Here is a 24,692-nt window from a genome sequence, read left to right as displayed (position 1 = left end):
TGTCTACTGTTACTGGGCAAGACCAGGTCTTGTTGCCATGCTGCCACCTAGTGATGTCTTGGTGCATATTAGCACCTCTAATTAGGTGGCCAAATTCACTATGCCACTACAACTATCCCCAGCGATTAATAAGAAACGGTTGATAGTAGGGGTTAATTATCTCTAACGCCTTTTGAGGCAGCGCATTCCCTATCTTGATTTGGCGATAGATCCAGAACAACATCAGCACATCTCGCCAATACGTCGTTAGGTTAAGATTAGCCATATCATTAAACGTCAACAAGCCGCTACGGATCTCTGACTCATATTCCAATAGTTTGCGTATGGTAGTCGGGGAGGTGCCAATTGGCATTAAAGGTACTGTGCCTGGCTGGGGTATAGTTTCATTACTATTCAAAAGTTCAAGCGCACGCTCATGTGTGCTTTCATAGACGTGAATAGAACCAACTTGATGTGTGTAGTGACCGATTTTGCAGCCTATGCGGGCAGCAATATACTCTTGCAAGAAAGTAAAAGAGAAAATATCGTTCAGCATGCCAACGTAGGCATCATTTGCACGCATATAGCTGACCATGTTCAACTTTTCTTCGCGGAGTAGCAACTGAAGACCCAAGGTACATGAAACGTCGATATTGCGTCGATAAAGATCTTCTTCCGCACTAAATATTTGAAGGACAGCGCGCTTACTGTCGGGATCGTCATTTTTAAGGATATCAATCACTCGTTCGATTTGATCGAGCGTGTCTGCACCAAAGTTTTTAAGACGAGCTCCGTAACCAGTACCAGGTAAGCTTATACCATCTGGGCTGTAGCGTTGCATTGAAGGGGCGTACCAGGAAATAAATGCTAAGTCGTTTTTACCTGATAAATACCATAACGCTTCTGCATAATTAAAAACAATATTTTGTTTGCGTATTTTGCTTAGACAAAAACGATCAGGAGGATTGTCGAGTCGGATATTGAAGCCAATGAGTTCTCGCTCTTTATTTCCTCTAGGTGAGTTAACATATTCATATTCAAAGCAGATTTTATGCAGTGTATCTCTGTAGAGGCTGGTGAAATTCGTATAATGTTTGTGCATCATTATATTCATCTCTTTCGGTGGACAAAGAGGCGTATTTTGCTGATACGAATGATGGCGAGTAGTTTAAAAAGCTGAATTGGAGCTGTGAATCGCGTTTGATTTTTCTTTGACGATCAAACTGTGCAAATTAAAGGCTTTCACGACAGTATCTGCGACGTGATCAGCTAAGGCTTCATTGAAGTTGAGTTTTCCGTTTATAACTTTCGCCCAGCGGCAGTCCGCAGCATCATCACCAGGCCGTAGCTCGCCATCAACGTAGTGACATAAAAGGGCAACCAAGGCGAAGTGGTGGTGACTTCCCTCTGGGTCATATCCGATTACTTCTACTACATCAATTAACGGTCCTACCAATGCTGTGATACCGGTTTCCTCCATTAATTCGCGCTTTGCTGCACAATGTAGGCTTTCTCCCGGTTCCACTGATCCTCCGGGGAAGCCCCAAGTGCCCCGTTGAGGTTCTTTACTGCGTTGGACGAGGAGAACTTCATTATTACGCAGAGTTACGGCGATTGCTGCCAAGCGTGGCTTGGCAAGTACGGAGTTCAGGCGGTTTTTATCAGACGTGTTAAAAGGGGAGGTACTACTGAGCGTAGATGCGTTAGCGGGCGTTGAGTTACCTTGCGACACGATACACTCCTGCATTGAGATTCGGATAATACAGGCGTAGGTGTCAAAACAGATTCATATATGGTTTATGTCCGTTCCTACGCCGGTATCAGCCGGATCAGGTTCAAAGGGTTTGGATAACTCCATCTCAGCCTGAATAACAGGCACCCCTCGGAAAAGTTACTGTTACTATGAGTTTTAGTATAAGTCAATATTTGGGGGGCAATTCAATGCGGCGGCTTGGCGGACGCCGGGGCGGTTTTGACACCTTCTTCGCACACTTGGCTAACGGCTAATTGGCCCGGCTTATTCGCCAAAATCACCGCGCGACGTGGTGCGGGGTAGCCTTCAATGGTGCGCGTACGGTCGTTAGGGTCAAGAAAATCCGCCAGTGATTGGTAGGTCATCCACGCTGTTGAACGCTGCTCTTCCAGGGTGGTGACCGCTTCATCGACCACGCGGACGTTGATAAAGCCACAGCGTTCCAGCCAGTGGCAGAGCGCTTTGGAAGAGGGTAGGAAGTAGACATTAGGCATCGCCGCATAGCGCTCGCCGGGCACGAATACCGTCTGCTCGTTTCCCTCAACCACCAGGGTCTCCAGCACCAGCTCGCCACCTGGCGCCAAGGCTGCTTTTAACTGCTGCAGATGTTCCAGCGGAGCAGGGCGGTGGTAGAGCACGCCCATGGAAAATACCGTATCGAAAAAACCGAGGTTCTCCGGCACATCCTCAATGCCCACCGGTAAGAACTGCGTTTTTCCGCCATCGGCATCGCCGACGAAGTGGCGTACCGCCTGAAACTGCCAGTAAAAGCGTGGCGAGGGGTCTATGATCAGCACGAAGGCCGCGCCTGCCCCGGCCATCCGCCAGGCGTGATAACCGCTGCCACCACCCACGTCGAGCACCTTACGATATTGTAGCGGTGCCAAGTGCGGGGCCACTCGTTGCCACTTCCAGTCCGAGCGCCATTCGGTATCAATATGAATGCCACCCAGTTGAAAAGGGCCTTTACGCCAGGGGGCGAGCTTTCTTAGCAGGTTAAAGCACTGACGCTGCTGGCTGTCACTCAGGGCAAGGTCGACGGTGACCGTATCGCTGTTTAAGTCCACGTGCCTGTCGGAGGGCAGCGCTGGCAGTTTAGCAACAGCCTTTTCCCAGGCGGAGAGGTCGCCATGGCGGTTACGATCTAACCCGTGGGCTAACTGCTCAGGTAGCTTTGTAAGCCAGGGTGTTAGCGAAGCATCCAGGGTTGCTTGATCCAAAAACGCCTGATAAATCGCGCGATGATCGTCGGGTAACGGCGCCACCTTTAACCCTCCTTAAACGCAATTAGCGAGGCAAAGTTAAGGTACTGGAACCAGGTCATCGAGCGTGGAAAGCCAGCCTGCTTCAAGCGGCCATGGAGGGCGTCGAGGGTATCCGGTACCAGTACGTTTTCAAGGGCGGTGCGCTTCTGGCTTATTTCCAGGTCGCTATAGCCATTAGCACGCTTGAAATCATGGTAGCGCTCGACCCGCCAGGCGTTATCGCGCTCGTCGGCATCCACGGTTTTCTCTGAGAGAATCAAGACGCCACCCGGCTCCAGCACCGCGTAAAGCCTTGCCAACAGCGCATCGCGGTCTGCGGCAGGGAGAAACTGCAGCGTAAAGTTGAGAATGATCATGCCCGAAGGTGCATACTCCAGGGTACGAATATCAGCTTCTTCTACCTGCATAGCATACGCAGGGCACTCGTCGGCAAAGGTTTGCCGGGCCTGGGAAACCATGGCGGGGGAGAGATCAACGCCCGTATAGCGAAAGGCGTCCGGCGCCAGCGCGCCCGCTAACGCCAGGCCCGAGGCGCCCAACGAGCAGCCCAGGTCATACACATGGGCGCCGTGGCGCAAATGGCGCTGGGCAATGAGACTCAGCATACCCAAAATTTGCCCGTAACCAGGCACCGAGCGGCGGATCATATCAGGAAAGCAGGCGACCACTTTTTCATCGAAAGAGAAGCGCGCTACCCGGTCAAGGGGTGTCGAAAAGATAGCGTCACGGTAAGATGCATCACTCATGGGCAAGCCGGAATCATGGAAAAGGCGTATTAGTTTACGCGCCCTGAATTAACGAGAACAGGCCTGGTTAGAATAGACTTGGTTAGGATAGGCCTGGTTAGAATAGATTCCTGCTGCAAGGATCGACGCCACTGGAGATGCCATATGGCCTCAGCATCAAGCGCTACCCCCGATACGTTACCCGCGTGGCAGACGTTGAAGCATCACGCTGAAACGCTGCAGCACGTTCACTTGAAAACGCTGTTTGGCACCGAACCCTCTCGCTGGGAAAGCTTTACTCGCCAGGTGGCAGGCTTGACGCTGGATCTTTCCAAGCAGCGCTGGGATGACGATACGCTCGAACATCTGTTTACCCTGGCCAGCGAAGCGGGCGTACCCTCTGCCATTGAGGCGCTGCTAAGTGGCAAGCGGGTGAACGTCAGCGAAAATCGCCCGGCGTTGCACACGGCGTTGCGTTTACCCGCCGATGCGACGCTTGAGGTGGAAGGTGAAGATATCGTCGTCGCTGTGCACGAAAGCCTTGCCCAAATGGAGCGCCTGGTGAGCCGTTTGCACGCCGGGCAGTGGCGCGGGGCCACCGGCAAGCCGATTCGTCATGTGGTTAATCTAGGTGTCGGCGGTTCTGACCTTGGGCCGTTAATGGTTACCCATGCGTTGACAGATTTCCGGCCCAAAGGTATTCATCCGGTCGAAGTGCACTTTGCCTCTACCATGGATGGCTCGCAGTTAGCGGATTATCTGAGCCGGTTAAACCCTGAAACCACCATCTTTGTGCTGTCATCTAAATCATTCACGACTATCGATACGCTCTCCAACGCCAACACGGCTCGCGAGTGGCTGTTAAGCCGCTTGACCCAACATGGCGCGACGCCGATTAGCGCTGAATTAGTGGTTCGTCAGCATTTCATTGGTGTTTCGGCGAGTCCTGAAAAAATGACCGAGTGGGGCATCACTCCCGACCACCAGTTAACCTTCTGGGAGTGGGTGGGCGGTCGCTATTCGCTTTGGGGCACGATTGGCTTACCCATTGCGCTGGTGGTCGGCATGGCGAATTTCCGCGAATTCCTCGCGGGTGCCCACGCCATGGATCGCCACTTTTCTGAAGCGCCCATGGAAGATAACTTACCTGTCCTGCTTGGATTGGCAGGTATCTGGAACGTCAATTTTCTGGATATTCGCGCGCACTCTATTCTGCCCTACGATGGGCGTTTGGAGTACTTTGCCGCATACCTTGAACAGCTGGAGATGGAGTCCAACGGCAAGTCAGTGACTCGCCAAGGTCAACCCGTCAACTACTCTACCTGCCCGGTGCTTTGGGGGCAGTTGGGGCCCAATGCGCAGCATGCGTTTTATCAGTTACTGCATCAGGGCACTCAACCGGTCGTGTGCGATTTCATAGCGCCGCTGAAGCGCTATAACGAAGTAGAAGATCCGGACACCCGTCACCATCTTAAAGCTCAACACCGCTTGTCGCTGGCGAACTGCTTTGCCCAGTCCCGCGTTCTTATGCTTGGCGACGATGCCTTGGAAGATGACGGCCCGCGGCCTGAGCATAAGCGCTATCGTGGCAATCAGCCTTCAACCACAGTGCTGCTTGACCAATTGACGCCCGCTACCCTGGGGTCGCTTATCGCGCTATATGAACACAAAGTGTTTGTTCAGGCGGTAATTTGGGATATCAACCCGTTTGACCAGTGGGGCGTTGAGCTAGGTAAGCAGATCGCCACGGACACTCAAAAGATTATCGACCATCAGGGCGATCTATCGCGGATGGATGCTTCCAGTAAGGGGTTGATTGAAGCGTTCTGGGCGGCTGAGCAGGAATAATGTAGCCATTCAAGCCCGGGGCTAACCCGGCGACAGGTCTACGAGGAGGCGCTGTGAACCCATCCATGGGCGCTAAATTTGCCATCTGACCGCCATGGATGGCGGAAATGCCGGAATTGAAGGGATCACTTTTCCGGCCATGGCAAATGACCTCCTCTACGACCTATCCCCGGCGCCCCTGGTAATAAGCATGAAGCATGGCTAGATATACAGCTTTTTGCTTTTCCGCTATCCTGTGCTTCTTTGCAAGCTGCCCATTACTCGATTCAGCATTAATATGGCTGCCAGTACGATTTTTCAGGGAACCGACGTTACATGACCCAGTTTGATGCCTCTCAGTACGGCGCGAGTTCCATCGAAGTCCTGTCCGGGCTCGAGCCGGTACGTAAGCGTCCCGGTATGTATACCGACACCACACGCCCCAATCACTTAGCCCAGGAAGTCATCGATAACAGCGTCGATGAAGCGCTGGCGGGGCATGCCACCATGATCAACGTCGTGCTGCATAGCGATGGCGGGATCGAAGTGCAGGACAACGGCCGGGGGATGCCGATCGATCTGCACCCTGAGCACGGTGTGTCAGGCGTTGAACTGATATTTACCAAGCTACACTCTGGTGGCAAGTTCTCTTCCACTAGCTACCGCTTCTCGGGCGGCCTGCATGGGGTAGGGGTGTCAGTGGTTAACGCGCTGTCGCGTCGGTTAGATGTCGAAGTCACCCGCGATGGCGCACGCCATGCCATGGCCTTCGAGTTCGGTGAGAAAGTCGAAGAGCTGCATGAGATTGGCAAAGCCCCCAAGCGGGCAAGCGGTACTCTGGTGCGGTTCTGGCCAGACGAGAGCTACTTCGATAGCCCCAAGCTCGCGCTAACCCGGCTTAAACATCTGCTGCGTGCCAAGGCGGTACTTTGCCCCGGCTTGAAAGTCACGCTGGTAGAACCTGACGGTACTTCGACCGAGTGGGAGTTCGCCGACGGTTTGCGCGACTATCTGGTCGAAGCTACCGACGGCTACGAAGTGCTGCCGGCGGAGCCGTTTGTCGGCCACTTCAATGACGACGAGCACGGCGTAGACTGGGCGATTCAGTGGCTACCCGAAGGCGGAGAAGCGCTGCTGGAGAGCTACGTTAACCTGATTCCCACGCCGCAGGGTGGCACCCATGTAAACGGCTTTCGTTCCGGGTTGCTGGACGCGCTGCGCGAGTTCTGCGAATACCGCAGCCTGTTGCCCCGGGGCATAAAACTCACCGCCGACGATCTTTGGGAGCGCACCTCCTTTGTGCTCTCGGTTAAAATGCTCGACCCACAGTTTGCCGGGCAAACCAAAGAGCGGCTCTCGTCTCGAACCATTGCCGGTTTTGTTTCCGGCGTCGTTAAGGACGCTTTCTCGCTGTGGCTGAACCACCACGTGGATCAGGCCGAAGCGATTGCCGAGCTGGTGATCAGCGCGGCGCAAAATCGGCAGAAAAAAGCCAAAAAGGTCGCCCGTAAAAAGGTCACTTCCGGCCCGGCGCTGCCCGGTAAGCTGGCGGACTGCTCCGGCCAGGATCCCGCCCAGAGCGAGCTGTTTTTGGTCGAAGGGGACTCGGCAGGCGGCAGTGCCAAGCAGGCACGTAACCGCGAAACCCAGGCCATTTTGCCCCTGCGCGGTAAAATCCTGAATACCTGGGAGGTGGAGACCCACGATATCTATGGTTCTCAAGAGGTTCACGATATCGCGGTCGCCATTGGCGCCGACCCTGGAAGCGCCGATTTAGAAAAACTGCGTTACCACAAGATCTGTATTCTCGCTGATGCCGACTCTGACGGCCTGCACATTGCTACGCTGCTCTGCGCACTGTTCGTGCGCCACTTCCCCAGTTTGGTGGATGCAGGCCATGTCTATGTCGCGATGCCACCGCTTTACCGCATCGATTTGGGCAAAGAAGTGCATTACGCCCTGGATGAGAGCGAAAAAGCCGCCATTCTCAAGCAGCTCGCTAACAAGCGTGGCACGCCCAACGTCCAGCGCTTCAAGGGCCTGGGTGAGATGAGCCCGCTGCAACTGCGTGAAACCACCATGTCGACGGAAACTCGACGCCTCGTCCAGCTCACTTTAACGGAAGGCGACGGCACCATGGAAATGATGGATATGCTGCTGGCCAAAAAGCGTGCCAGTGATCGCAAAAAGTGGCTGGAAGATTACGGCAACCTCGCAGACATTGAGGTATAACCCCCGATGACCATGGATATTCAAGTAGCGGAGGGAGACGTCGAACGCCTCTCCCTGCGCGACTACACTGAAAAAGCGTACCTCGACTACTCGATGTACGTCATTCTCGACCGCGCCTTGCCCAATATCGGCGACGGTATGAAACCCGTGCAGCGGCGGATTATTTACGCCATGCGCGAGCTGGCGCTGCACGCCAACGCCAAGTATAAAAAGTCGGCGCGTACCGTCGGTGACGTACTGGGTAAATTTCACCCCCATGGCGACAGCGCTTGCTACGAAGCCATGGTGCTGATGGCACAGTCATTTAGCTACCGCTATCCGCTGGTGGATGGCCAGGGCAACTGGGGTAGCCCCGACGACCCTAAATCCTTTGCCGCCATGCGCTATACCGAGGCCAAGCTTTCCAAGTTCGCCGAAGTGCTGCTGGGTGAACTAGGCCAAGGCACCGTCGATTGGGCACCCAACTTCGACGGCACCATGCAGGAGCCGCTGGTACTGCCTGCAAAGTTACCCCATGTGCTGCTCAATGGCGGTACCGGGATTGCCGTCGGCATGGCTACCGATATTCCGCCGCACAATGTGGCGGAAGTCGTCGAAGCCACATGCCATTTGTTGCGCAACCCCAAGGCGACCACTGCCGATTTAATGGAATTCGTGCCTGCGCCGGATTTCCCTACCGATGCGGAAATTATTACCCCGCCTGCGGACCTGCGTAAGCTCTACGAATCAGGCCGCGGCTCGGTCAAACTTCGCGCACGTTATATCCGCGAAGAAGCCAATATCATCATTACCGCGGTGCCTTATCAGGTGAGTGGCGCTAAGGTACTTGAGCAGATTGCTGCTCAAATGCAGGCCAAAAAACTGCCCATGGTGGCCGACCTGCGCGATGAATCGACCCATGAAGAGCCAACGCGGCTGGTCATTGAACCGCGCTCCAATCGGATTGACGTTGAGTCATTAATGGCGCACCTGTTCGCCACCACCGATTTGGAAAAGAACGTGCGGGTGAACATGAACGTGATCGGCCTGGACGGCCGCCCACGGGTCATGCCGCTGCCGGAAATGCTGGGCGAATGGCTACAGTTCCGCCGTAGCACGGTGCGCCGCCGTTTAGAGCACCGCCTAGGTAAAGTCGAGGATCGTCTGCATATCTTGGAAGGCCTGCTGATTGCCTACCTCGATCTGGATGAAGTAATCCGTATTATCCGTGAGGAAGACGATCCAAAAGCCTCGCTGATGGCGACTTTCAGACTCTCCGAACGTCAAGCGGAAGCCATTTTAGAGCTGCGTCTGCGTCATCTTGCCAAACTCGAAGAGATGAAAATTCGCGGTGAGCAGGATGAGCTTGAAAAAGAGCGCAAATATTTAGAAGGTCTGTTAGGCAGCGAAGCCAAGCTCACTACGCTGATTGAAAAAGAGATTCGCGCGGCGGGTAAAGAGCATGGTGACGAGCGCCGCTCGCCGCTGGTCGAGCGGGCAGAGTCCAAGGCACTGTCTGAAGTAGAGCTGCTAGGCGCTGACCCGATTACCGTGGTGCTCTCGGATAAAGGCTGGATTCGTGCGGCCAAGGGGCACGATATCGACCCCGAAGGGCTCTCTTATAAAGCCGGGGATAGTTTCCAACTGTCGGCAAAAGGTAAAACCAATCAGCCGCTGGTGCTACTGGACGATACCGGGCGTGCCTATACGCTGTCTGCGCATAACTTACCCAGTGCGCGTGGCCAGGGTGAGCCGGTTACCGGGCGTGCTAACGTTGCCGCCGGAGCGAAGATGGCGGGGCTGATGTTTGCGCCACCGGAGCGGCATTTCGTACTTGCCACTGATGGCGGCTATGGCTTTGTGGCGCGGCTAGATACGCTCACCGGTAAAAACAAAGCGGGTAAAGCGGTCCTTAGCCTGCCCAAGGGCTGCAATGTCATGGGGCCAGTGGAAGTGCCTGAGGGCGAGGAGCTGTGGGTGGCTTCGGTGTCAAATGAGGGCCGACTGCTGCTGTTCCCCTTGGATCAGTTGCCCGAGATGTCTAAAGGCAAGGGCAATAAAATGCTCGATATCCCAGGCCCACGAGCCGCCCGCCGGGAGGAGTTTGTTACCGGCATTGTGGTGCTAGCTGCCAGTGATGCGCTGTTGATCCATGCTGGCAAGCGCAAGCTGACGCTAAAAGCCGACGACTTGGCATACTATCGCGGTGAGCGTGGTCGGCGTGGTAGTAAGCTGCCCCGCGGCTTCCAGAAAGTAGATCGACTAGAGGCAGGGGAGTAAGTAATGGCACGCGGTGATTTGATCCTAACCGTACTAGCGTCGGATTTAACCGCCGACATTCAAACTCAGGTAAATGCTCTCATTACGCAGTTTAATCTGAACGTGAAGAGTACCCAACGGCTTGCCGATGTCTCATTTCAGTCAGGTGACGGCATCGACTGTGTTGAGTACTGTTTGTCTGGCGACGCAGATAGCAAAGCAGTGCGCGACGCCGCGCTTTTGCTGAGTGAAACGCTGGGTATTGATATCGTTGCCCAACCAGATACTCGCGATCACGTTCAGCCCCGTTTGGTCTGTTTCGATATGGACTCCACGCTGATTAAAGCTGAGGTGATTGATGAGCTTGCTCGCCGCCATGGCGTGGGTGAAGAGGTCGCCGAAGTCACCGAGCGTGCCATGCGCGGGGAGCTGGATTTCAAGGCGAGCTTTCGCGAGCGGATGAGCAAACTGGTCGGTTTGGATGAGTCGGTGCTGGCGGACATCGCTGAGGAGCTGCCGCTGATGGAGGGCGTTGAACGCCTGATGGTCAATCTAAAGCGGTTAGGCTATCGCACCGCCATACTCTCCGGCGGCTTTACCTACTTTGCTCTCCACTTACAAAAGAAGCTTGGCTTTGACGAGATTCATGCCAATGAGCTGATCATTGAAAATGGCAAAGTGACCGGTGAAGTAAGCGAACCAATCGTGGATGCTGAGCGCAAAGCCGAACTGCTCGAAGTCATCGCACTGCGACAGGGCTTTACCCTCGATCAGACGATAGCGGTGGGTGACGGTGCCAACGATCTTAAAATGCTGGCCAAAGCGGGGATGGGCATCGCGTTTCGGGCCAAGCCGTTGGTGCGTGCCCAAGCGTGTCAGGCGATCTCGACATCGGGGCTTGACGGTGTGCTCTACCTGCTCGGCTACCAGCAGCAGGATTTAACACCGTAGAACCTGCTGTGGCAGCGTCGCGAAAAGTGTCATTGCGAGGAGCCTGCGACGCGGCAATCTCAACCTGCGGGGGCGCAGTTCAACCCGAGATTGCCGCGCTTCGCTCGCAATGACAAAAGCGAGATTGCCGGACTTCGCTCGCAATGACAAAAGCGAGATTGCCGCATCTCGCTCGCAATAACAAAAGCGAGATTGCTTCGCTTTCAGCCATGGCCCTTATCGGGGTGCGGTACCGGTTTGTCGCCGACTTCTTCAGCCCTTAACTCGACCGGATGCCCCTGCGTCTTGACCGCATGCTTCAATCGCAGGTGTAAGCCAGATTTGGCCAGCAGGTGGGCGCTGACGGGGGCGGTAATAAACAGGAAAAGCGTAATCAGCAGTTCTTGGATATCCGGTTTGCCGTCCACGCTCCAGAAATACAGCATCGAAGCGATGAGCATGCAGCCGATGCCCAAGGTGGTGGCCTTGGTCGGGCCATGCAGGCGCATATAGAAATCGCGCAGGTGCGCCATCCCCAGCGAACCGATAAAAACAAAGATTCCGCCGGCGATCAGCAGCAGTGAAATAAGCGCTTCAACGATTACAGACATAGATCCCCCGGGCTTTTGTTCATCGTTTGATAATTCATGTTAATCATTCGATGATGTCTCCGCGCAGAATATATTTGCAAACCGCGACGGTGCTGATAAAACCTAGCATTGCGATCAACAGCGCTGACTCGAAATAGGTTTTGCTGTTCAGCCACAGCCCCAGCAGTACGATAAGCGCAATGGAATTAACGTACATGGTGTCTAACGCAAGTACGCGATCAGGCAAGCTGGGCCCAATGGTCAGGCGGTAGAGGTTCATCAGCAGCGCCATCACGACCAGAGCTAAGGTGATATAGAGTGCAATGCTTAACATTCGTAGATCTCCTTAAGTGGGCGTTCATAGCGCTCACGAATCTGGTTAATCAGCGCCTCCTCGTCGTCCACGTTCAAGGCGTGAATCAGCAGTGACTTACCATCCATGCGCAGATTGGCCGACACGGTGCCCGGTGTCAGGCTGATCGTGCTGGCGAGCAGCGTGATGGTGAACCGCTCCTCTAGCATTAATGGGTATTCAATAAAATGGGGTTTAAGCTTGCGCCAGGGGTTGGCGATCAAGTAAGCCACTTCAAAGTTGGCGGTGATAATGTCGCCCAGCACACGGAAGATAAACCGCAGCAAGGCAAAGGGTTTGGCGATAAGAGGCCGTGCATCCCAAAAACGATGGGTTAGTAGGGGTATCAAAATAGCTAACGAGCCGCCTAACACGAACTGACCAAACGCGTAGCTGCGTACTAACAACAGCCACACGACGAGTAGAAGTATCGATAATACAGGCGTGGGTAGCCAGGAGCGCGGGGCGATCATTGGGCATCTCCAGCAGCATTGGGTAGTAGCGTGCGAATCAGCACCTGAGGGTTGGCTAATTGGTCAGCGGTCGCTTGAGTGTAGCTGCTTACTGGCCCTGCCAGTGCAACCAACAGCGGTGCTGCGCTAAGCAGCCAAATAACGCCGAACCACTGGCGACGTGGCAACGGTGAACCACTCACGTTGCCACGATGGCTACGCCAAAACAGCGTAGAGCCAGCACGGGAAAGCGCAACCAGCGAGGCTAGGCTGGTCAACAGCAGTAACGGCCAAAGCCAAAGACGCTGCGTGCCTTCGGCAGCATTAAGCATTAATGCCTTGCCGATAGCGCCTGAAAACGGCGGAACGCCAGCGACGGCGATGGCGCCTACAAAAAATAGCATGGCGAGCCCCGCGCCCTGAACCATCGGACGGCCCTTCACCAGGCGCGTACCTGCTTTACCACGTTGCAGGCCGATCATTTCCGCCAACAGGAACAAACCACCGGTAACCAGCGTGGTGTGGATCAGGTAATAGAGTAGGGCCGAGACAGCCTGCGGTGAGCGCATGCCGATACCCGCCAGCAGCGTGCCTACGGATACCAACACCAAATAAGCCACCAGCAAGCGCAAATCTCGTGCGGCCATTACGCCGACACCAGCGGCCGCCAAAGTGGCAAGCGAGAGCCACCAAATCCAAGGTTGCTCCAGTGCTTCCAGCCCGCCAGCGCTGTCGCCAAACAGCAGTGAATAGACACGCAGAATAGCGTAGATACCTACCTTGGTCATGATGGCAAACAGCGCTGCTACCGGCGCAGGCGCGGATGCGTAGGCTTTGGGTAGCCAGAAGTAGAGTGGCAGGATGGCTGCTTTTAACCCAAAAACCACCAGTAGCATTAATGCGCCGGCGGTGACTAAGCCTTCACGCTCTGCGGGCAGTTCAGCCACGCGGATTGCCATATCGGCCATATTGAGCGTGCCCGTGGCACCATACAGAATCCCCACCGCGATGAGGAACAGCGACGAGCCTGCCAGGTTGAGAACCACGTAGTGGACGCTGGCTTGAATGCGCGCTTTTCCTCCGCCGTGCAAAAGCAGCGCGTAAGAGGCCAGTAGCAGTACTTCAAAAAAGACGAACAGGTTAAACAAATCACCGGTTAAAAAGGCGCCGTTGATGCCCAACAGCTGCCACTGAAAAAGGCCATGAAAGTTACTGCCTTTTTCATCATCCCCCGCGCAGGCAAACACAACGGCGCCGACTGCCAAAACAGCAGTGACCAGCAGCATCAGTGCTGACAGGCGATCCAGTACTAGCACAATGCCGAACGGTGCTTGCCAATCGCCCAGGGCATAATAAGTGACCTGATCACTGGCGGCTTGGCGCAAAAGGCCGATTGCTACCAGCAGTAATAGCACGGTGGCGGCAACGCTGACTGCACGCTTATAGCGCACTAAGCCTTGCCGTTGATAGAGCAGTAATATACCCGCCACTAGCGGTAAAACGACAGGAAAAACAATCAGGTGCTGCATCATTCTCGGTCTTCCTTTTTACCGTCGACATGGTCGTTACCCACTTCACTGCGCGCCCGCATGGCTAGAATCACCACGAATGCGGTCATCGCAAACCCGATAACAATGGCCGTGAGCACTAGCGCCTGGGGGAGTGGGTCGGCATAGCTCGTTCCTTCAGACACGATGGCTGGCCCATCAGTGGTGAGCCCCCCCATCGAAAACAGAAACAAATTCACTGCGTATGAGAGCAGCGTTAGGCCGACCACCACAGGAAAAGTGCGGCCTCGCAAGGTCAAGTAGAGACCGCAGGCGGTCAAGACGCCGGTGGTCATTGCATAGAGCAGTTCCATTAACGAGGCTCCTTAGCAGAAGAGGTTGCAGCAGCGGCATCGGTGTCTTTTTCCGAGGCTTCGGTCACCGGACGGTGCGCCGTAGTGACTTTGCCAAGGTTGGCCAAAATCATCAGCGTGGCGCCTACTACGGCTAAGTACACGCCCAGATCAAAGAGCAGCGCGGTGGCCAATTCAAAGGTACCGATCAGCGGTAGGCTGAAGTAGCCAAAGGCAGAGGTGAGGAACGGATGACCAAACAGCCAGCTACCCAGCCCCGTGAGCGTGGCAACGGCGACCCCGATAACGGCTACCGGTTGGAAGGGGAAATCCAGACGCTCTTGCGCCCACTCCACGCCACGCGCCATATACAACAGAATGAGGGCGACTGCGGTAATCAGGCCGGCAATAAACCCACCGCCCGGCTGATTGTGGCCACGCAGGAAGATAAACGCAGAGACCAGGAGCGCCAGCGGTAGCAGTGTCATTGAAATTGACGTTAGCACCGCCGGGTAGCGATCGGGTGACCATACCCGTCCCTCACCGTCACTGTGCGGCATAAACAGGCGTAAGCGGTTGAGCAACTTAAAGATCGCCAAGCCAGCGATGGCCAATACGGTGATTTCCCCTAAGGTATCGAAACCACGGAAGTCGACCAGAATGACGTTGACGACGTTGTAGCCCCCACCACCGGGCTTGCTGTTTTCCACAAAGAAGCTGGAAATCGACAGTGTATCGCGCGTCATGACGGCGTAGTTAAGGCTGGCGATCACCAGACCAAGCGAGCCAGCCAGCAGCATATCGCGAACGTTGCGTAATGGGCTGGATTCGCGCGGCGTTTTTTGCGGTAAGAAAAATAGCGCCAGCATCAGCAGAATCATGGTCACGACTTCCACAGAAAGCTGTGTCAGCGCTAGATCGGGTGCCGAGAAACGGGCAAAGGTCAGTGCCACGAATAGGCCCACTACCGACAGCATCAATAGCGAAATCAACCGATAGCGATGGGTGGCGGCGGTCGCCACGCCACCAAACATCAGCATCCCAGCGCCTAGAATAAGGATGCCGTCCAGCGGCTGATTTCCTGCCGCCCCGGTCAAGTCGGTGATTTGTACGAGGCCAATACCCCCCATTACCAGCGCCGCCAGCCATAGCCAACCCACATAGCGTTGGAGCGAATTGCCTTCCAGAGCCGCAATCAGTTGCTCAGCGCGATAGCCGATCGAGATAAGAATGCGCTCAAAAACGCGTCGGGCGTCAATGCCTGCAAACTGTTGCGTAAATCGACGCACATCACCATGGCGCCAATACAGCGCAATCCCGATGACAAAGGCCAGCAAACTCATGATGAGCGGTAGATTAACGCCGTGCCAGATAGCCAAATGAAAATCGAGTGGACTTCCAATCACCGCTTCGCTGGCAAGTTCTAACAACCCTGTGGCCATAAACGCCGGGAAAAGGCCGACCACCACACAAAGCACCACTAAGATTTCAACCGGCAGACGCATTAAATGCGGCGGTTCATGGGGCGTTTTGGGCGGTTCTTCACGCGCTGGTTTGAAGAAGACGGCGTGTACTAAACGCAGCGAATAAGCGACCGAGAGAACGCCGCCGAGGGCCGCTAGCGCAGGTAATAGCCAGCTCACCCCACCCAAAACGGGCGTTGCTAACGACTCGGTAAAGAACATCTCTTTGGATAAAAAGCCATTGAATAACGGCACGCCTGCCATGGCGGCAGCCGCCAGCGTGGTCAAGAGCGCCGTGACAGGCATGGCTTTTTTCAGGCCACCCAGCTGCTTTAGCTCCCGGGTGCCGGTTTCATGATCGATAATGCCTGCGCTCATAAACAGAGCGGCTTTGAAAGTAGCGTGATTGAGGATATGGAACAGCGCGGCCAGGATCGCCATGGGGCTGCCAATGCCTAACAATACCGTGATTAAACCTAAATGACTGACCGTGGAGAACGCTAAAATGCCCTTCAGGTCGGTTTTCATCAGAGCAAACCAAGCGCCATACAGCATGGTGACGATGCCGACGAGGGAAACGACCACGCTCCACAGCTCACTGCCAGCGATGGCAGGGTGCAACCGCGCCATCAGGAAAATGCCCGCTTTAACCATCGTCGCTGAGTGGAGATACGCCGATACGGGCGTGGGCGCCGCCATCGCATGAGGTAACCAAAAATGGAAAGGAAACTGTGCGGATTTGGTAAAGGCCCCCAGCAATACCAAACCGAGCATGAGCGGGTAGCGCGGGTCGGCAAGAATGACGTCTCCGCTGGCTAACACATCGCCCATATTGAAGCTGCCCGCCATATCGCCTAACAGTAGTAAACCAGCCAGTAGCGCAAGGCCGCCCGCGCCGGTTACCGTTAGCGCCATACGAGCGCCTTTGCGTGCATCACTGCGGTAGGACCAGTACCCGATCAGTAAAAACGAAGAGAGGCTGGTTAACTCCCAGAATAGCCATAGCAGAATCAGGTTGTCCGACATTGAAATACCGACCATTGACGCCATAAAAAGCATCAGGAAGGCGTAGAATCGGCCAAAGGGTTCATCTTTTGCTAAGTAGTAGTGGGCATAGAGAATAATCAGTAAGCCAATGCCCAGTATCAACAGATTAAACAGCAGCGATAGCCCATCGAGGCGGAACGCTAAGTCCAGCGCCAACTCAGGCATCCAGGTGACTGAAAAACGTAGTTGCTCACCGTCTAGCAGGGCTGGCATGTTGAGTAGCGTCATTACTAAGGCGGTCGCTGGCAGCACTGCCGTCGCAAGGGAACAGAAGCTGCGACCACGCTGTGCGGTAAGTGCCGGCACCAGTACGCCTAGCAGAGGCAATAAGGCTATCCAAAGCAGTGTCATGGGGGATCATCCAGCGGCTAAAGTTAAAAAATTCAAAAGAGTACCAACAGGGCGCTTTGAGGGCGTTCTGATGGCGTAGGATACATCAAGTGAAACAACAGGATATCACTTGTGTAGAAGGTGTGTAGTTTTAGTATAAAGTGTGCCGGTCAACCGTTGAGAGATTTTACGTTCCATGAGTGAACCCTTTAATACCTGGCAAGCCCGTTTTGAAAGGCTGCGTAGTAATAAGATTTTTGAAGCGGTCGTGATTGCCATTATCGTCATTTCTGCCCTGGTGATAGGGGCAAAAACCTATGAAGAAACCACTCAAGTGGAGCAGTGGCTGCTCTATCTTGATATGGCGGTCACCATATTTTTCCTGATTGAGATTTTAATCAGGATAGCCGCTGAACGCACGCTGCTGAGTTTCTTCAAGAAAGGGTGGAACGTCTTTGACTTCCTCATTGTGACCGCCAGCCTGATTCCCATGGATGATTCTGAAATGGTGCTGCTGGCTAGGCTACTGCGTATTTTCCGGGTGCTTCGCTTGGTGTCGATGATTCCCGAGCTACAAATGCTGTTAAGCGCCTTGGTCAAGTCGGTGCCGCGTATGGGGTATGTCGTCCTACTGATGTTTATCATCTTCTACATATACGCCGCCATTGGGAGCTTCCTTTTCCACAATGTGGACGAGGGGCTATGGGGCAATATTTCCCTGGCCATGTTGACGCTATTTCAAGTGGCGACCTTCGAGAGCTGGGCTACAGCGGTGCTTTACCCGGCCATGGAGGTTTATCCCTACGCCTGGATCTATTTTTTAACCTTTATCTTTTTGAACGCCTTTATTTTTCTCAATATGATGATTGGTATTGTGCTGGACGTGATGCAGAAAGAGAGCGCGCAAATGGCGTTGGACAACGGCGAAGGTGAAGAAGCCGAGCTGCAGTCGCTGCGCAATGATGTTCGCGGGCTGAAAGCGCAGCTTGACCGTATGGAGTCAGCGCTCTCTCAAGCATACTCGCCAGCCCCACCACACCAGAATGATGCGGGCGGTAAGCACAGCGACAAGCCCCCCACTGACTGATTTTAGGAGAGCCGCCATGATGTTGTCTGACCCCGCCAAAAAGTACCGCCCCTTTGTGGCCGTTGATCTGCCTGACCGCCAGTGGCCGAGCCAGCGCATTGAAGCAGCGCCTGTCTGGTGCAGTGTGGATCTGCGCGACGGTAATCAATCGCTGATTGATCCGATGGACCAGGAGCGTAAGCAGCGATTGTTCGACATGCTGTTGAATGTTGGCTTTAAGCAGATTGAAGTCGGCTTTCCCTCGGCCTCACAAACCGATTTTGATTTCGTACGCTCGCTGATCGAGCAGGATAAGATCCCTGAGGATGTGACCATTCAGGTGCTGACCCAGGCGCGCCCGCACTTGATTGAACGCACCTTTGAAGCGTTACAAGGCGCCAAAAACGCCATCGTCCACGTCTATAACGCCACCGATCCCATGTTCCGCCGGGTGGTGTTCAATGTCGATAAAGCCGAGTGCGTGCAAATCGCCGTCGAAGCAACCCAGCAGATTCGCGCCCAGATGGACGCCGCGCCGGAGACCAACTGGACGTTTCAGTACTCGCCGGAGCTGTTTACCACCACCGAGATGGACTTTGCTGTTGAGATCGTCGAAGCGGTCATGGATGCTTACGGCACCCGCACCGATAAGCCGATGATCGTGAACCTGCCTGCCACGGTAGAAGTCGCTACGCCCAATAACTATGCCGACCAAATTGAGTGGTTCTGTCGCAACGTCAAAAATCGTGATCATTTGATTGTTAGCGTTCACCCACATAACGACCGCGGTACTGGCGTGGCGGCAGCAGAATTGACGCTAATGGCGGGAGCTGACCGCGTTGAGGGCACGCTGTTCGGTAACGGCGAGCGTACCGGTAACGTCGATATCGTCACATTGGCGATGAACATGTACACCCAGGGCGTTCATCCGCAGCTCGATTTCTCCAATATCACCCCGATCATGCGCGAAGTGGAGTACTGCAACCAGTTGCCGGTGCATCCGCGTCACCCTTACGTGGGCGATTTGGTATTCACCGCGTTCTCTGGCTCTCATCAGGATGCGATCAAAAAAGGCATGGCGGATCGCCGCGCTAATCCAGATGCTGTGTGGGATGTACCTTATTTACCTATCGATCCGCTCGACGTGGGCCGCAGCTACGAAGCCGTTATCCGGGTTAACAGCCAATCGGGTAAGGGCGGTGTTTCTTACCTGCTCGAGCAGGAGCACGGCATTGAGTTGCCGCGTCGCCTTTCGATTGAGTTCAGCCAGGTAGTGCAGGAAGTCGCTGAGCGCACCGGGCGCGAGATCACGTCGAAGATGATCTACCAAGCGTTCGCGGATGAGTATCTGGAACAGCGAGCACCCTTTGGGTTGGTGAGTCACCGGCTCTCTTCTGAACCTGACAGCCCCAAAGTGACCCTGGAAGCCATCGTTGAGACTGATGGCAGCCGCCAAACGCTCAGCGGTGAAGGCAATGGCCCGCTAGCCGCCTTTGTTAAAGCGCTGGCCGCCGCCGGACACGATGTGGAAATCATCGACTACCATGAGCACTCCCGCGGTCAAGGCGCCGATGCTGAGGCAATCGCTTACGTGGAAGTACGTATCGATGGTAAAGCAGTGTTCGGCGTGGGCACTGATGAAAGTATCACTAGCGCTTCCATGAAAGGCGTTCTTAGCGCTATAAACCGCCATCACTCCACTCAACCTGCGGCGGCGAACGTGACGGCGGAAACATTGGGGTAATTACTCAGTTACCCATTTAGCGAGGCGAAAACGATGCGGCCCTGGCAGATCATAGTATTGACCGCGATGGTAATCGCAGGGCTCGCATCCGCGCTGGCTTCCCACGAACCGTTTGAGTCTCAACTGGTGCGCCTGGAAGCTCAGCGGGCGCTGCCCTCTATTGAGCCATCGCTTCAGCGTGAGTCCCCGGAAATCAATGCGCTCTTCCTTAGCTACGCTTCGGATCAGGCACTATGGATGAGCGCCTCCCTGGCCATTTTGCATTACGACGATTTGGCCCGGGAAGTGTTGGAAGAGTATGGTCTCTCACCTCAGTTTCAGGGTGTATTGTCGCGCTTTGGCGCTGACGCGGTAATGCCCATCAGCTTTTTCCGCACACACGATGTCGCCACGCTAAGGGCACAACATTGGGTCGGCGAGCGCTATCAGCAGGTCAGTCGTTGGTGGAGTGATGAGGAAGCAACCGCTAATGCAGAACTGACGCCATTCCGCCGTGGGCAGATGGGCATTGCTCTACTTGAGGAGAACGGTCACGCGCTGCTTAATCAGTTTGTGTTGAGTGACCAAGGTGAGGTCGAGTGGTTACAAGGTGAGCGAGTGGTCGCGGGTGTCGGCGACTTTTTTACCAGCGGCCTGCGTGATCTCGAAAGCCAGTGGCGGCGGGGCGACAACATTGGCGCCGCCGATCTAGGCTGGGCGGGTGTCGATCTGCTGGTCATGGCCAGCACTGTCAAAGTGCTGCGGGCAGGCAGAGCTACACGTGCTGCTCGTGTAGGCAGTATCGAAGCGCAGGGCGCCCGAACAGGGCTGCGACAAGGGGTGTTGGCCACCAGCGGCCGTTTTGCATCGTTGCCTCGCATGGCCAGGGTCGCCGCCGTAGCGGGCACCGCTTATGTGGTGGTTCGCCACCCAAGCTTAGTGAGCGCACTCGGTGCCAATCTCTCGACCTGGCTTGGCTGGCCGGTTTGGTTCGGTCAGTTTCTTATCTGGCTGATTGTACTACTGCCGATCCTGTTCATTACTCGCTTTGCCTATCGCTGGTTGCTCACGCCACTATTGTGGCTGTTGGTACCAGTAATACGGGTGTGTTTTGGTGCAGCAAATAAACAGTTAGCCAAACGTACCAAGCCTCATACCAGTGATCTTGGCTGAAACAGGGTGAGAAAGTAGCTGTTAACGCAATCGGGGCGGCTTTAGAGCCACCCCGATTGTTACTTGCCCATTTTGCTAGCGTTATTCTGGCAGGGCGTAAACCGTGATTTGATCACCTACCTGGTTTTTCAGAATGGTATTCCCACCGGAAATAAAGGCAACGTATTGGCGACCGTCGTACTCGTAAACGGCGGGGTTAGAGACAGACGGGGCTTCGGTCTGATCTGACCAGAGTTCTTCGCCGGTGTCAAGGGAGTAAGCACGTACCTTGGCATCCATTGAGGCACCGATAAAGATAACGTTACCCGCGGTGACCGCTGGGCCACCAATGGTAGGCGAACCCCAGCTTTCGGGCATATAGAAGCCATACTGCTGCGATGCTCCCAACGGACGACGCCATTTGATATCGCCAGTGGTCATGTCGAGAGCTACAAGCTCACCGAAAGGCGGTTCCCAGCAGGGCATGCCTAGCCTGTTGAGGGCAACCTCAAGGCGCATGCCGTAGGGCGCGCCTTCCTGAGACGCAAAGCCACTCTCGTTGCCCGATGCTCTATTGGCTGACTCGTAAGCTTCACGGTCATAAAGTCTGATGTACTGCACGATATGCGACGTGTTGACCACCGCCGTCTGACTTTCAGGATCGAATGCTACGCCGCCCCATTGCACGCCACCTGCGCTGATAGGAAAGCCTAACGTACCTTCACCCTCGGTAGTGGGTGGGGTGTACATACCTTCATAGCGAAGTTCCTCCCACAGTGCTGAACACTCTCCGAAGCTAACCGCGTCGGCCAGCGCCCAAACCTTGGGCTTTTCTGCCTGATCCATCAGCGGGGCCGGTTTAGTGGGGAAGGGCTGAGTGGGCGCATAGACTTCCCCCTCAACGGAGCCGTCACCACTCGGAACCGGCCGCTCTTCAATCGGCCAGACGTCTTCACCGGTTTCACGATTGACCACAAACAGAAAGCCCATCTTGGTCGCCTGGATCAATGCCGGTATCTCTTCACCATCTACCGTAATGTCCATTAGTGTTGGCGCAGAATTAATATCGTAATCCCAGATGTCGTGATGAACCCACTGACGGGACCAAACAACTTCGCCAGTTTCAATATCCAGGGCAGTGGTTGATGTACCGAGAGGGACTTCTTCAGTACGGTTGCCACCCCAATAGTTAGGTGAGGGTGAAGAAACCGGGAGGTAAACCAGGCCGCGCTCTTCGTCGGCAGACATGTGTGTCCACACATTGGCGGTACCGCTCTGCTCGCGCATCTGGTCGCTCAGTGCCTGGAATGTCCATTCAAGCTCGCCAGTGCGGGCGTTGATTGAAAAGACGGTGCCGGGGGGCGCCTCTTCATAGGCCCAGTCCATGCCTGCCCAGCCCAAAATCAGGTGATCTCCCACCACGGTAGGTGGCTGTAACAGCGATAATGGCCATTTATCGTTGGTGTCGTTCCACTGATTGGCATTGAGCACGCCGTTATCGGCAAACCCTTGGCACGGCTCGCCGCTGTCGGCGTCGACCGCGAACAGCTGAGCATCCATGGTGCCCATGTAGATGATTTTCTGGCACGATTCGCCAGCCACCGGATCATCGGCCTCCCAGTAAGCGACACCACGATTCTTTAAGGCGGGCTGGGTGAGTGCTTCCAGAGAGGACTGGGTGTCAAAACTCCATTTCTCTTCGCCACTCGCTGGGTCAAGCGCGATAATTCGGTAGAACGGTGTGCCGATATAGAGCGTGTCGTTGGCAAATACTGGTGTTGCAGACCATACCGTCGCCGGTAAATCGCCCGAGCCATCCGCAACATCACCGGTATGGAGTTCCCATACTTTCTCTAACTCGCCAACATTATCGGCATTGATTTGGTCAAGTGGGCTATATTTCTGAGCGTTGAGTTGGCCATGGAAACTGTCCCAGGTTGGTTCGCCAGGCACCAGCGGGATGGGCGCAGAGCTGACTGGGTTCTCCTCACTATTTACCGACTCATCTGGCTGATCTTGTGCCAGTAACGGTATGGGTGATAAACAAAGCGCCAATGCTGTGGCGGTGCCCCAGCGCAGCGTGAGGGTATTAAAGTGAGGTCGTTTAGCAAATGAAGAAGTTGGCATCGTCGGCTCCTCAGGCATGTGTAGGGCGGGTATGGTGCGACGGACGAACCATATCAAGGATCAGGCCGATTAAACCGACCACCATAGCAGCACAGATCCACCATTGATGAAGTAGCATGCCAGCGAAAAAAGTGCCGATGAGGCCCACCAAGATGAGCACTCTCAATGCAATAGAAGCGCCTCGCCCTTTGATGGCCGCGAGAAGGAGTGCCAACACCGCAAGGGCGAGGCAGGCCACAATGGCCACCAGGGCGCCGAGTGTCCCGGTCACGCCGGTTAGTGGAGTGAAATAGGCGTATACAGCGATGGCAAGCCCGGCGAGGGAGGCGACGAAAAGAACGATTGCGCCCATTTTAGAAGAGTGGGATGACGACATAGCATATGGCCTTCTGGTAAGTGAGGTGCCCGATGTTGAGGCTAAGCCAACATCGCAAATCGTTAGCACTGTAACTTTAGCAGAAAATGATATTTTTACGATTGTGGGGGTGATATTGAGGCTTGGACGCTGATTGTCTAGCGGGAGCTCTCATCTCTCACAGCGGCGTTTTACTCTCTTTACCGGGAATCTCCCTCACCAAGCGTGGCATTAAGAACCCAGGGAGGTGGGCGCGAAGTTGAGACACCAGCTCGCGCGCTTCATTATCCGCCACATCAAAATGCGCTGCGCCCTGCACAGGGTCGAGAACATGCAGGTAGTAGGGCAGTATGCCGGCTTCAAGCAGGCGCTCGGAAAGGGCGGCCAGCGCAGTGACGTTATCGTTCACATCCCGCAGCAATACGCTTTGATTGAGCAGTGTTGCTCCTGCCTGTTTCAAGCGCGTGCAGGCATCCACCACCGCTTGATCAATCTCATTGGCGTGGTTGATATGCAGAACCACTACTTTCTGTAAGCGGGTCGTTCCCAGCCAGCCAAGTAGATCTTCATTAATCCGGTCAGGGATGACCACCGGCAGGCGGGTATGTATGCGTAGCCGCTTAAGGTGTGGAATGTTTTCTAGCTGTTCTACCAGCCATGCCAACTGGCGATCGCTGGCGGCTAGTGGGTCACCACCGGACAAAATGGCCTCATGAATAGTGGAGTCGTCACGTAGATAACCCAGCGCTTCCTGCCACTGCGCCCTGGAAGGCGAGTTGTCGCTATAGGGAAAGTGGCGGCGAAAGCAGTAGCGGCAGTTGATTGCACAGGTGGGGCTGGCGATCAGCAGCACTCGGCCTGCGTACTTATGGATCAACCCTTTGGCTGGCCGATGTTCGCTCTCTTCGAGCGGATCCAAAACGTAACCTGCGGGCGATAGTGTTTCTTCACTGAGCGGCAGCACTTGCCGTAGCAGTGGATCGTTTATATCGCCATGGGCTATTCTGCTGAGGTATGCCTCAGGTACCCGCACTTCAAATAGAGCATGGCCTGATTGAGCGCCAGCAAGCCACTCCTTGTCCAGATCTAGTCGGTCGCAAAGTACCTGCGGGTCTCGAATTGCTTGAGAGAGCTGCTGTTGCCATGTAAGGCGTGTTTCAAACGCGGCAATAATGATGTTCTCCTGCAAAAAAGCCCTCCTTCGGGTTATCATGCGCGCACTCATTGAAGAACGATATCTATAGGC

At 54.9% G+C, this 24,692-nt stretch carries 20 protein-coding genes and 1 riboswitch; of the genes, 7 read left to right on the top strand and 13 right to left on the bottom strand.

Annotation, left to right across the window (positions count from 1 at the left end; translation table 11 throughout):
* Positions 1-112 precede the first annotated feature (112 nt).
* From CXF87_RS08255 to cmoA, 4 genes are all read right to left on the bottom strand, one after another.
* A complete protein-coding gene (locus CXF87_RS08255) occupies positions 113-1,084 on the bottom strand; it encodes a thymidylate synthase (protein ID WP_022524008.1) in 972 nt (323 codons plus the stop codon).
* Positions 1,085-1,147: 63 nt separating this feature from the next.
* Entirely contained in the window at positions 1,148-1,711 is a 564-nt protein-coding gene (locus tag CXF87_RS08250) for an NUDIX hydrolase (RefSeq protein ID WP_022524007.1), read from the bottom strand.
* A 57-nt stretch (positions 1,712-1,768) separates the two neighbouring features.
* Positions 1,769-1,872, bottom strand: a riboswitch (TPP riboswitch).
* 45 nt (positions 1,873-1,917) lie between these two features.
* Positions 1,918-2,997, bottom strand: coding sequence for a tRNA 5-methoxyuridine(34)/uridine 5-oxyacetic acid(34) synthase CmoB (gene cmoB, locus CXF87_RS08245; RefSeq protein WP_232774795.1), 1,080 nt, complete (start codon positions 2,995-2,997; stop codon positions 1,918-1,920).
* A 2-nt stretch (positions 2,998-2,999) separates the two neighbouring features.
* Entirely contained in the window at positions 3,000-3,743 is a 744-nt protein-coding gene (cmoA, locus tag CXF87_RS08240; RefSeq protein WP_101146287.1) for a carboxy-S-adenosyl-L-methionine synthase CmoA, read from the bottom strand.
* Between the two features lie 144 nt (positions 3,744-3,887).
* Between cmoA and pgi the strand changes: the two genes are divergently transcribed.
* From pgi to serB, 4 genes are all read left to right on the top strand, one after another.
* Positions 3,888-5,570, top strand: coding sequence for a glucose-6-phosphate isomerase (pgi, locus tag CXF87_RS08235; protein WP_101146286.1), 1,683 nt, complete (start codon positions 3,888-3,890; stop codon positions 5,568-5,570).
* 315 nt (positions 5,571-5,885) lie between these two features.
* Complete coding sequence (gene parE / locus CXF87_RS08230) at positions 5,886-7,781, top strand: DNA topoisomerase IV subunit B (protein ID WP_101146285.1); 1,896 nt, start codon at positions 5,886-5,888, stop codon at positions 7,779-7,781.
* A gap of 6 nt (positions 7,782-7,787) precedes the next feature.
* Positions 7,788-10,040 carry a DNA topoisomerase IV subunit A gene (gene parC, locus CXF87_RS08225; RefSeq protein WP_101146284.1) on the top strand — a complete coding sequence of 751 codons (2,253 nt, stop codon included), beginning with the start codon at positions 7,788-7,790 and terminating at the stop codon, positions 10,038-10,040.
* Positions 10,041-10,043: 3 nt separating this feature from the next.
* On the top strand, positions 10,044-10,970 hold the full coding sequence (serB, locus tag CXF87_RS08220) for a phosphoserine phosphatase SerB (protein WP_101146283.1): 927 nt from the start codon (positions 10,044-10,046) through the stop codon (positions 10,968-10,970).
* A 203-nt stretch (positions 10,971-11,173) separates the two neighbouring features.
* Here the strand turns inward: serB and CXF87_RS08215 are convergent, their stop codons facing one another.
* The 6 genes from CXF87_RS08215 to CXF87_RS08190 are packed head-to-tail and all read right to left on the bottom strand — an operon-like array spanning position 11,174 to position 17,044.
* On the bottom strand, positions 11,174-11,560 hold the full coding sequence (locus tag CXF87_RS08215) for a Na+/H+ antiporter subunit G (RefSeq protein WP_008958593.1): 387 nt from the start codon (positions 11,558-11,560) through the stop codon (positions 11,174-11,176).
* A gap of 43 nt (positions 11,561-11,603) precedes the next feature.
* Positions 11,604-11,873 (bottom strand): K+/H+ antiporter subunit F, encoded by a 270-nt coding sequence (locus CXF87_RS08210; RefSeq protein WP_008958594.1) that lies wholly within the window; start codon positions 11,871-11,873, stop codon positions 11,604-11,606.
* Entirely contained in the window at positions 11,867-12,364 is a 498-nt protein-coding gene (locus CXF87_RS08205; RefSeq protein WP_008958595.1) for a Na+/H+ antiporter subunit E, read from the bottom strand. Before CXF87_RS08205 ends, CXF87_RS08210 begins: the two co-directional genes overlap by 7 nt.
* Positions 12,361-13,875: a monovalent cation/H+ antiporter subunit D gene (locus CXF87_RS08200; RefSeq protein ID WP_101146282.1), complete on the bottom strand. Its 1,515-nt coding sequence runs from the start codon at positions 13,873-13,875 to the stop codon at positions 12,361-12,363. Before CXF87_RS08200 ends, CXF87_RS08205 begins: the two co-directional genes overlap by 4 nt.
* Positions 13,872-14,204, bottom strand: a complete 333-nt coding sequence (locus CXF87_RS08195; RefSeq protein ID WP_101146281.1) for a Na+/H+ antiporter subunit C — start codon at positions 14,202-14,204, stop codon at positions 13,872-13,874. Before CXF87_RS08195 ends, CXF87_RS08200 begins: the two co-directional genes overlap by 4 nt.
* Complete coding sequence (locus tag CXF87_RS08190; RefSeq protein ID WP_101146280.1) at positions 14,204-17,044, bottom strand: monovalent cation/H+ antiporter subunit A; 2,841 nt, start codon at positions 17,042-17,044, stop codon at positions 14,204-14,206. Before CXF87_RS08190 ends, CXF87_RS08195 begins: the two co-directional genes overlap by 1 nt.
* Before the next feature lie 175 nt (positions 17,045-17,219).
* On the opposite strand from CXF87_RS08190, the gene CXF87_RS08185 reads away from it, so the two are divergent.
* Genes CXF87_RS08185 through CXF87_RS08175 form a run of 3 tightly spaced genes read left to right on the top strand, consistent with a single transcriptional unit; the run spans position 17,220 to position 20,985 of the window.
* The gene (locus CXF87_RS08185) at positions 17,220-18,110 is read left to right on the top strand and encodes an ion transporter (protein ID WP_101146279.1); all 891 of its coding nucleotides are present in this window, start codon (positions 17,220-17,222) and stop codon (positions 18,108-18,110) included.
* Between the two features lie 16 nt (positions 18,111-18,126).
* Positions 18,127-19,833: a 2-isopropylmalate synthase gene (leuA, locus tag CXF87_RS08180; protein ID WP_101146278.1), complete on the top strand. Its 1,707-nt coding sequence runs from the start codon at positions 18,127-18,129 to the stop codon at positions 19,831-19,833.
* A 33-nt stretch (positions 19,834-19,866) separates the two neighbouring features.
* Complete coding sequence (locus CXF87_RS08175; protein WP_101146277.1) at positions 19,867-20,985, top strand: hypothetical protein; 1,119 nt, start codon at positions 19,867-19,869, stop codon at positions 20,983-20,985.
* Positions 20,986-21,066: 81 nt separating this feature from the next.
* Here CXF87_RS08175 and CXF87_RS08170 read toward each other — a convergent pair whose 3' ends face one another.
* The 3 genes from CXF87_RS08170 to epmB form a co-directional block, all read right to left on the bottom strand.
* Positions 21,067-23,091 carry a pyrroloquinoline quinone-dependent dehydrogenase gene (locus CXF87_RS08170; protein ID WP_101146276.1) on the bottom strand — a complete coding sequence of 675 codons (2,025 nt, stop codon included), beginning with the start codon at positions 23,089-23,091 and terminating at the stop codon, positions 21,067-21,069.
* A gap of 10 nt (positions 23,092-23,101) precedes the next feature.
* Positions 23,102-23,467 carry a hypothetical protein gene (locus CXF87_RS08165; protein WP_101146275.1) on the bottom strand — a complete coding sequence of 122 codons (366 nt, stop codon included), beginning with the start codon at positions 23,465-23,467 and terminating at the stop codon, positions 23,102-23,104.
* 157 nt (positions 23,468-23,624) lie between these two features.
* Positions 23,625-24,635 carry an EF-P beta-lysylation protein EpmB gene (epmB, locus tag CXF87_RS08160; protein ID WP_232774784.1) on the bottom strand — a complete coding sequence of 337 codons (1,011 nt, stop codon included), beginning with the start codon at positions 24,633-24,635 and terminating at the stop codon, positions 23,625-23,627.
* Between the last annotated feature and the right edge of the window lie 57 nt (positions 24,636-24,692).

The sequence above is a fragment of the Halomonas sp. MES3-P3E genome (assembly GCF_002836035.1).
Lineage (GTDB): Bacteria > Pseudomonadota > Gammaproteobacteria > Pseudomonadales > Halomonadaceae > Vreelandella > Vreelandella arctica.
Note: the sequence above shows the minus strand (reverse complement) of the source record. Positions and strands in the feature narration are given on the sequence as shown.

What these genes read in the sequence shown, in the direction of transcription:
- parC (WP_101146284.1), top strand. Translation starts at nt 7,788, where the DNA reads ATGACCATGGATATTCAAGTAGCGGAGGGAGACGTCGAACGCCTCTCC.
- leuA (WP_101146278.1), top strand. Translation starts at nt 18,127, where the DNA reads ATGATGTTGTCTGACCCCGCCAAAAAGTACCGCCCCTTTGTGGCCGTT.
- CXF87_RS08165 (WP_101146275.1), bottom strand. Translation starts at nt 23,467, where the DNA reads ATGTCGTCATCCCACTCTTCTAAAATGGGCGCAATCGTTCTTTTCGTC.
- serB (WP_101146283.1), top strand. Translation starts at nt 10,044, where the DNA reads ATGGCACGCGGTGATTTGATCCTAACCGTACTAGCGTCGGATTTAACC.
- parE (WP_101146285.1), top strand. Translation starts at nt 5,886, where the DNA reads ATGACCCAGTTTGATGCCTCTCAGTACGGCGCGAGTTCCATCGAAGTC.
- pgi (WP_101146286.1), top strand. Translation starts at nt 3,888, where the DNA reads ATGGCCTCAGCATCAAGCGCTACCCCCGATACGTTACCCGCGTGGCAG.
- CXF87_RS08190 (WP_101146280.1), bottom strand. Translation starts at nt 17,044, where the DNA reads ATGACACTGCTTTGGATAGCCTTATTGCCTCTGCTAGGCGTACTGGTG.
- CXF87_RS08255 (WP_022524008.1), bottom strand. Translation starts at nt 1,084, where the DNA reads ATGATGCACAAACATTATACGAATTTCACCAGCCTCTACAGAGATACA.
- CXF87_RS08175 (WP_101146277.1), top strand. Translation starts at nt 19,867, where the DNA reads ATGCGGCCCTGGCAGATCATAGTATTGACCGCGATGGTAATCGCAGGG.
- CXF87_RS08185 (WP_101146279.1), top strand. Translation starts at nt 17,220, where the DNA reads ATGAGTGAACCCTTTAATACCTGGCAAGCCCGTTTTGAAAGGCTGCGT.
- cmoA (WP_101146287.1), bottom strand. Translation starts at nt 3,743, where the DNA reads ATGAGTGATGCATCTTACCGTGACGCTATCTTTTCGACACCCCTTGAC.
- CXF87_RS08215 (WP_008958593.1), bottom strand. Translation starts at nt 11,560, where the DNA reads ATGTCTGTAATCGTTGAAGCGCTTATTTCACTGCTGCTGATCGCCGGC.
- CXF87_RS08200 (WP_101146282.1), bottom strand. Translation starts at nt 13,875, where the DNA reads ATGATGCAGCACCTGATTGTTTTTCCTGTCGTTTTACCGCTAGTGGCG.
- CXF87_RS08170 (WP_101146276.1), bottom strand. Translation starts at nt 23,091, where the DNA reads ATGCCAACTTCTTCATTTGCTAAACGACCTCACTTTAATACCCTCACG.
- CXF87_RS08195 (WP_101146281.1), bottom strand. Translation starts at nt 14,204, where the DNA reads ATGGAACTGCTCTATGCAATGACCACCGGCGTCTTGACCGCCTGCGGT.
- CXF87_RS08205 (WP_008958595.1), bottom strand. Translation starts at nt 12,364, where the DNA reads ATGATCGCCCCGCGCTCCTGGCTACCCACGCCTGTATTATCGATACTT.
- CXF87_RS08210 (WP_008958594.1), bottom strand. Translation starts at nt 11,873, where the DNA reads ATGTTAAGCATTGCACTCTATATCACCTTAGCTCTGGTCGTGATGGCG.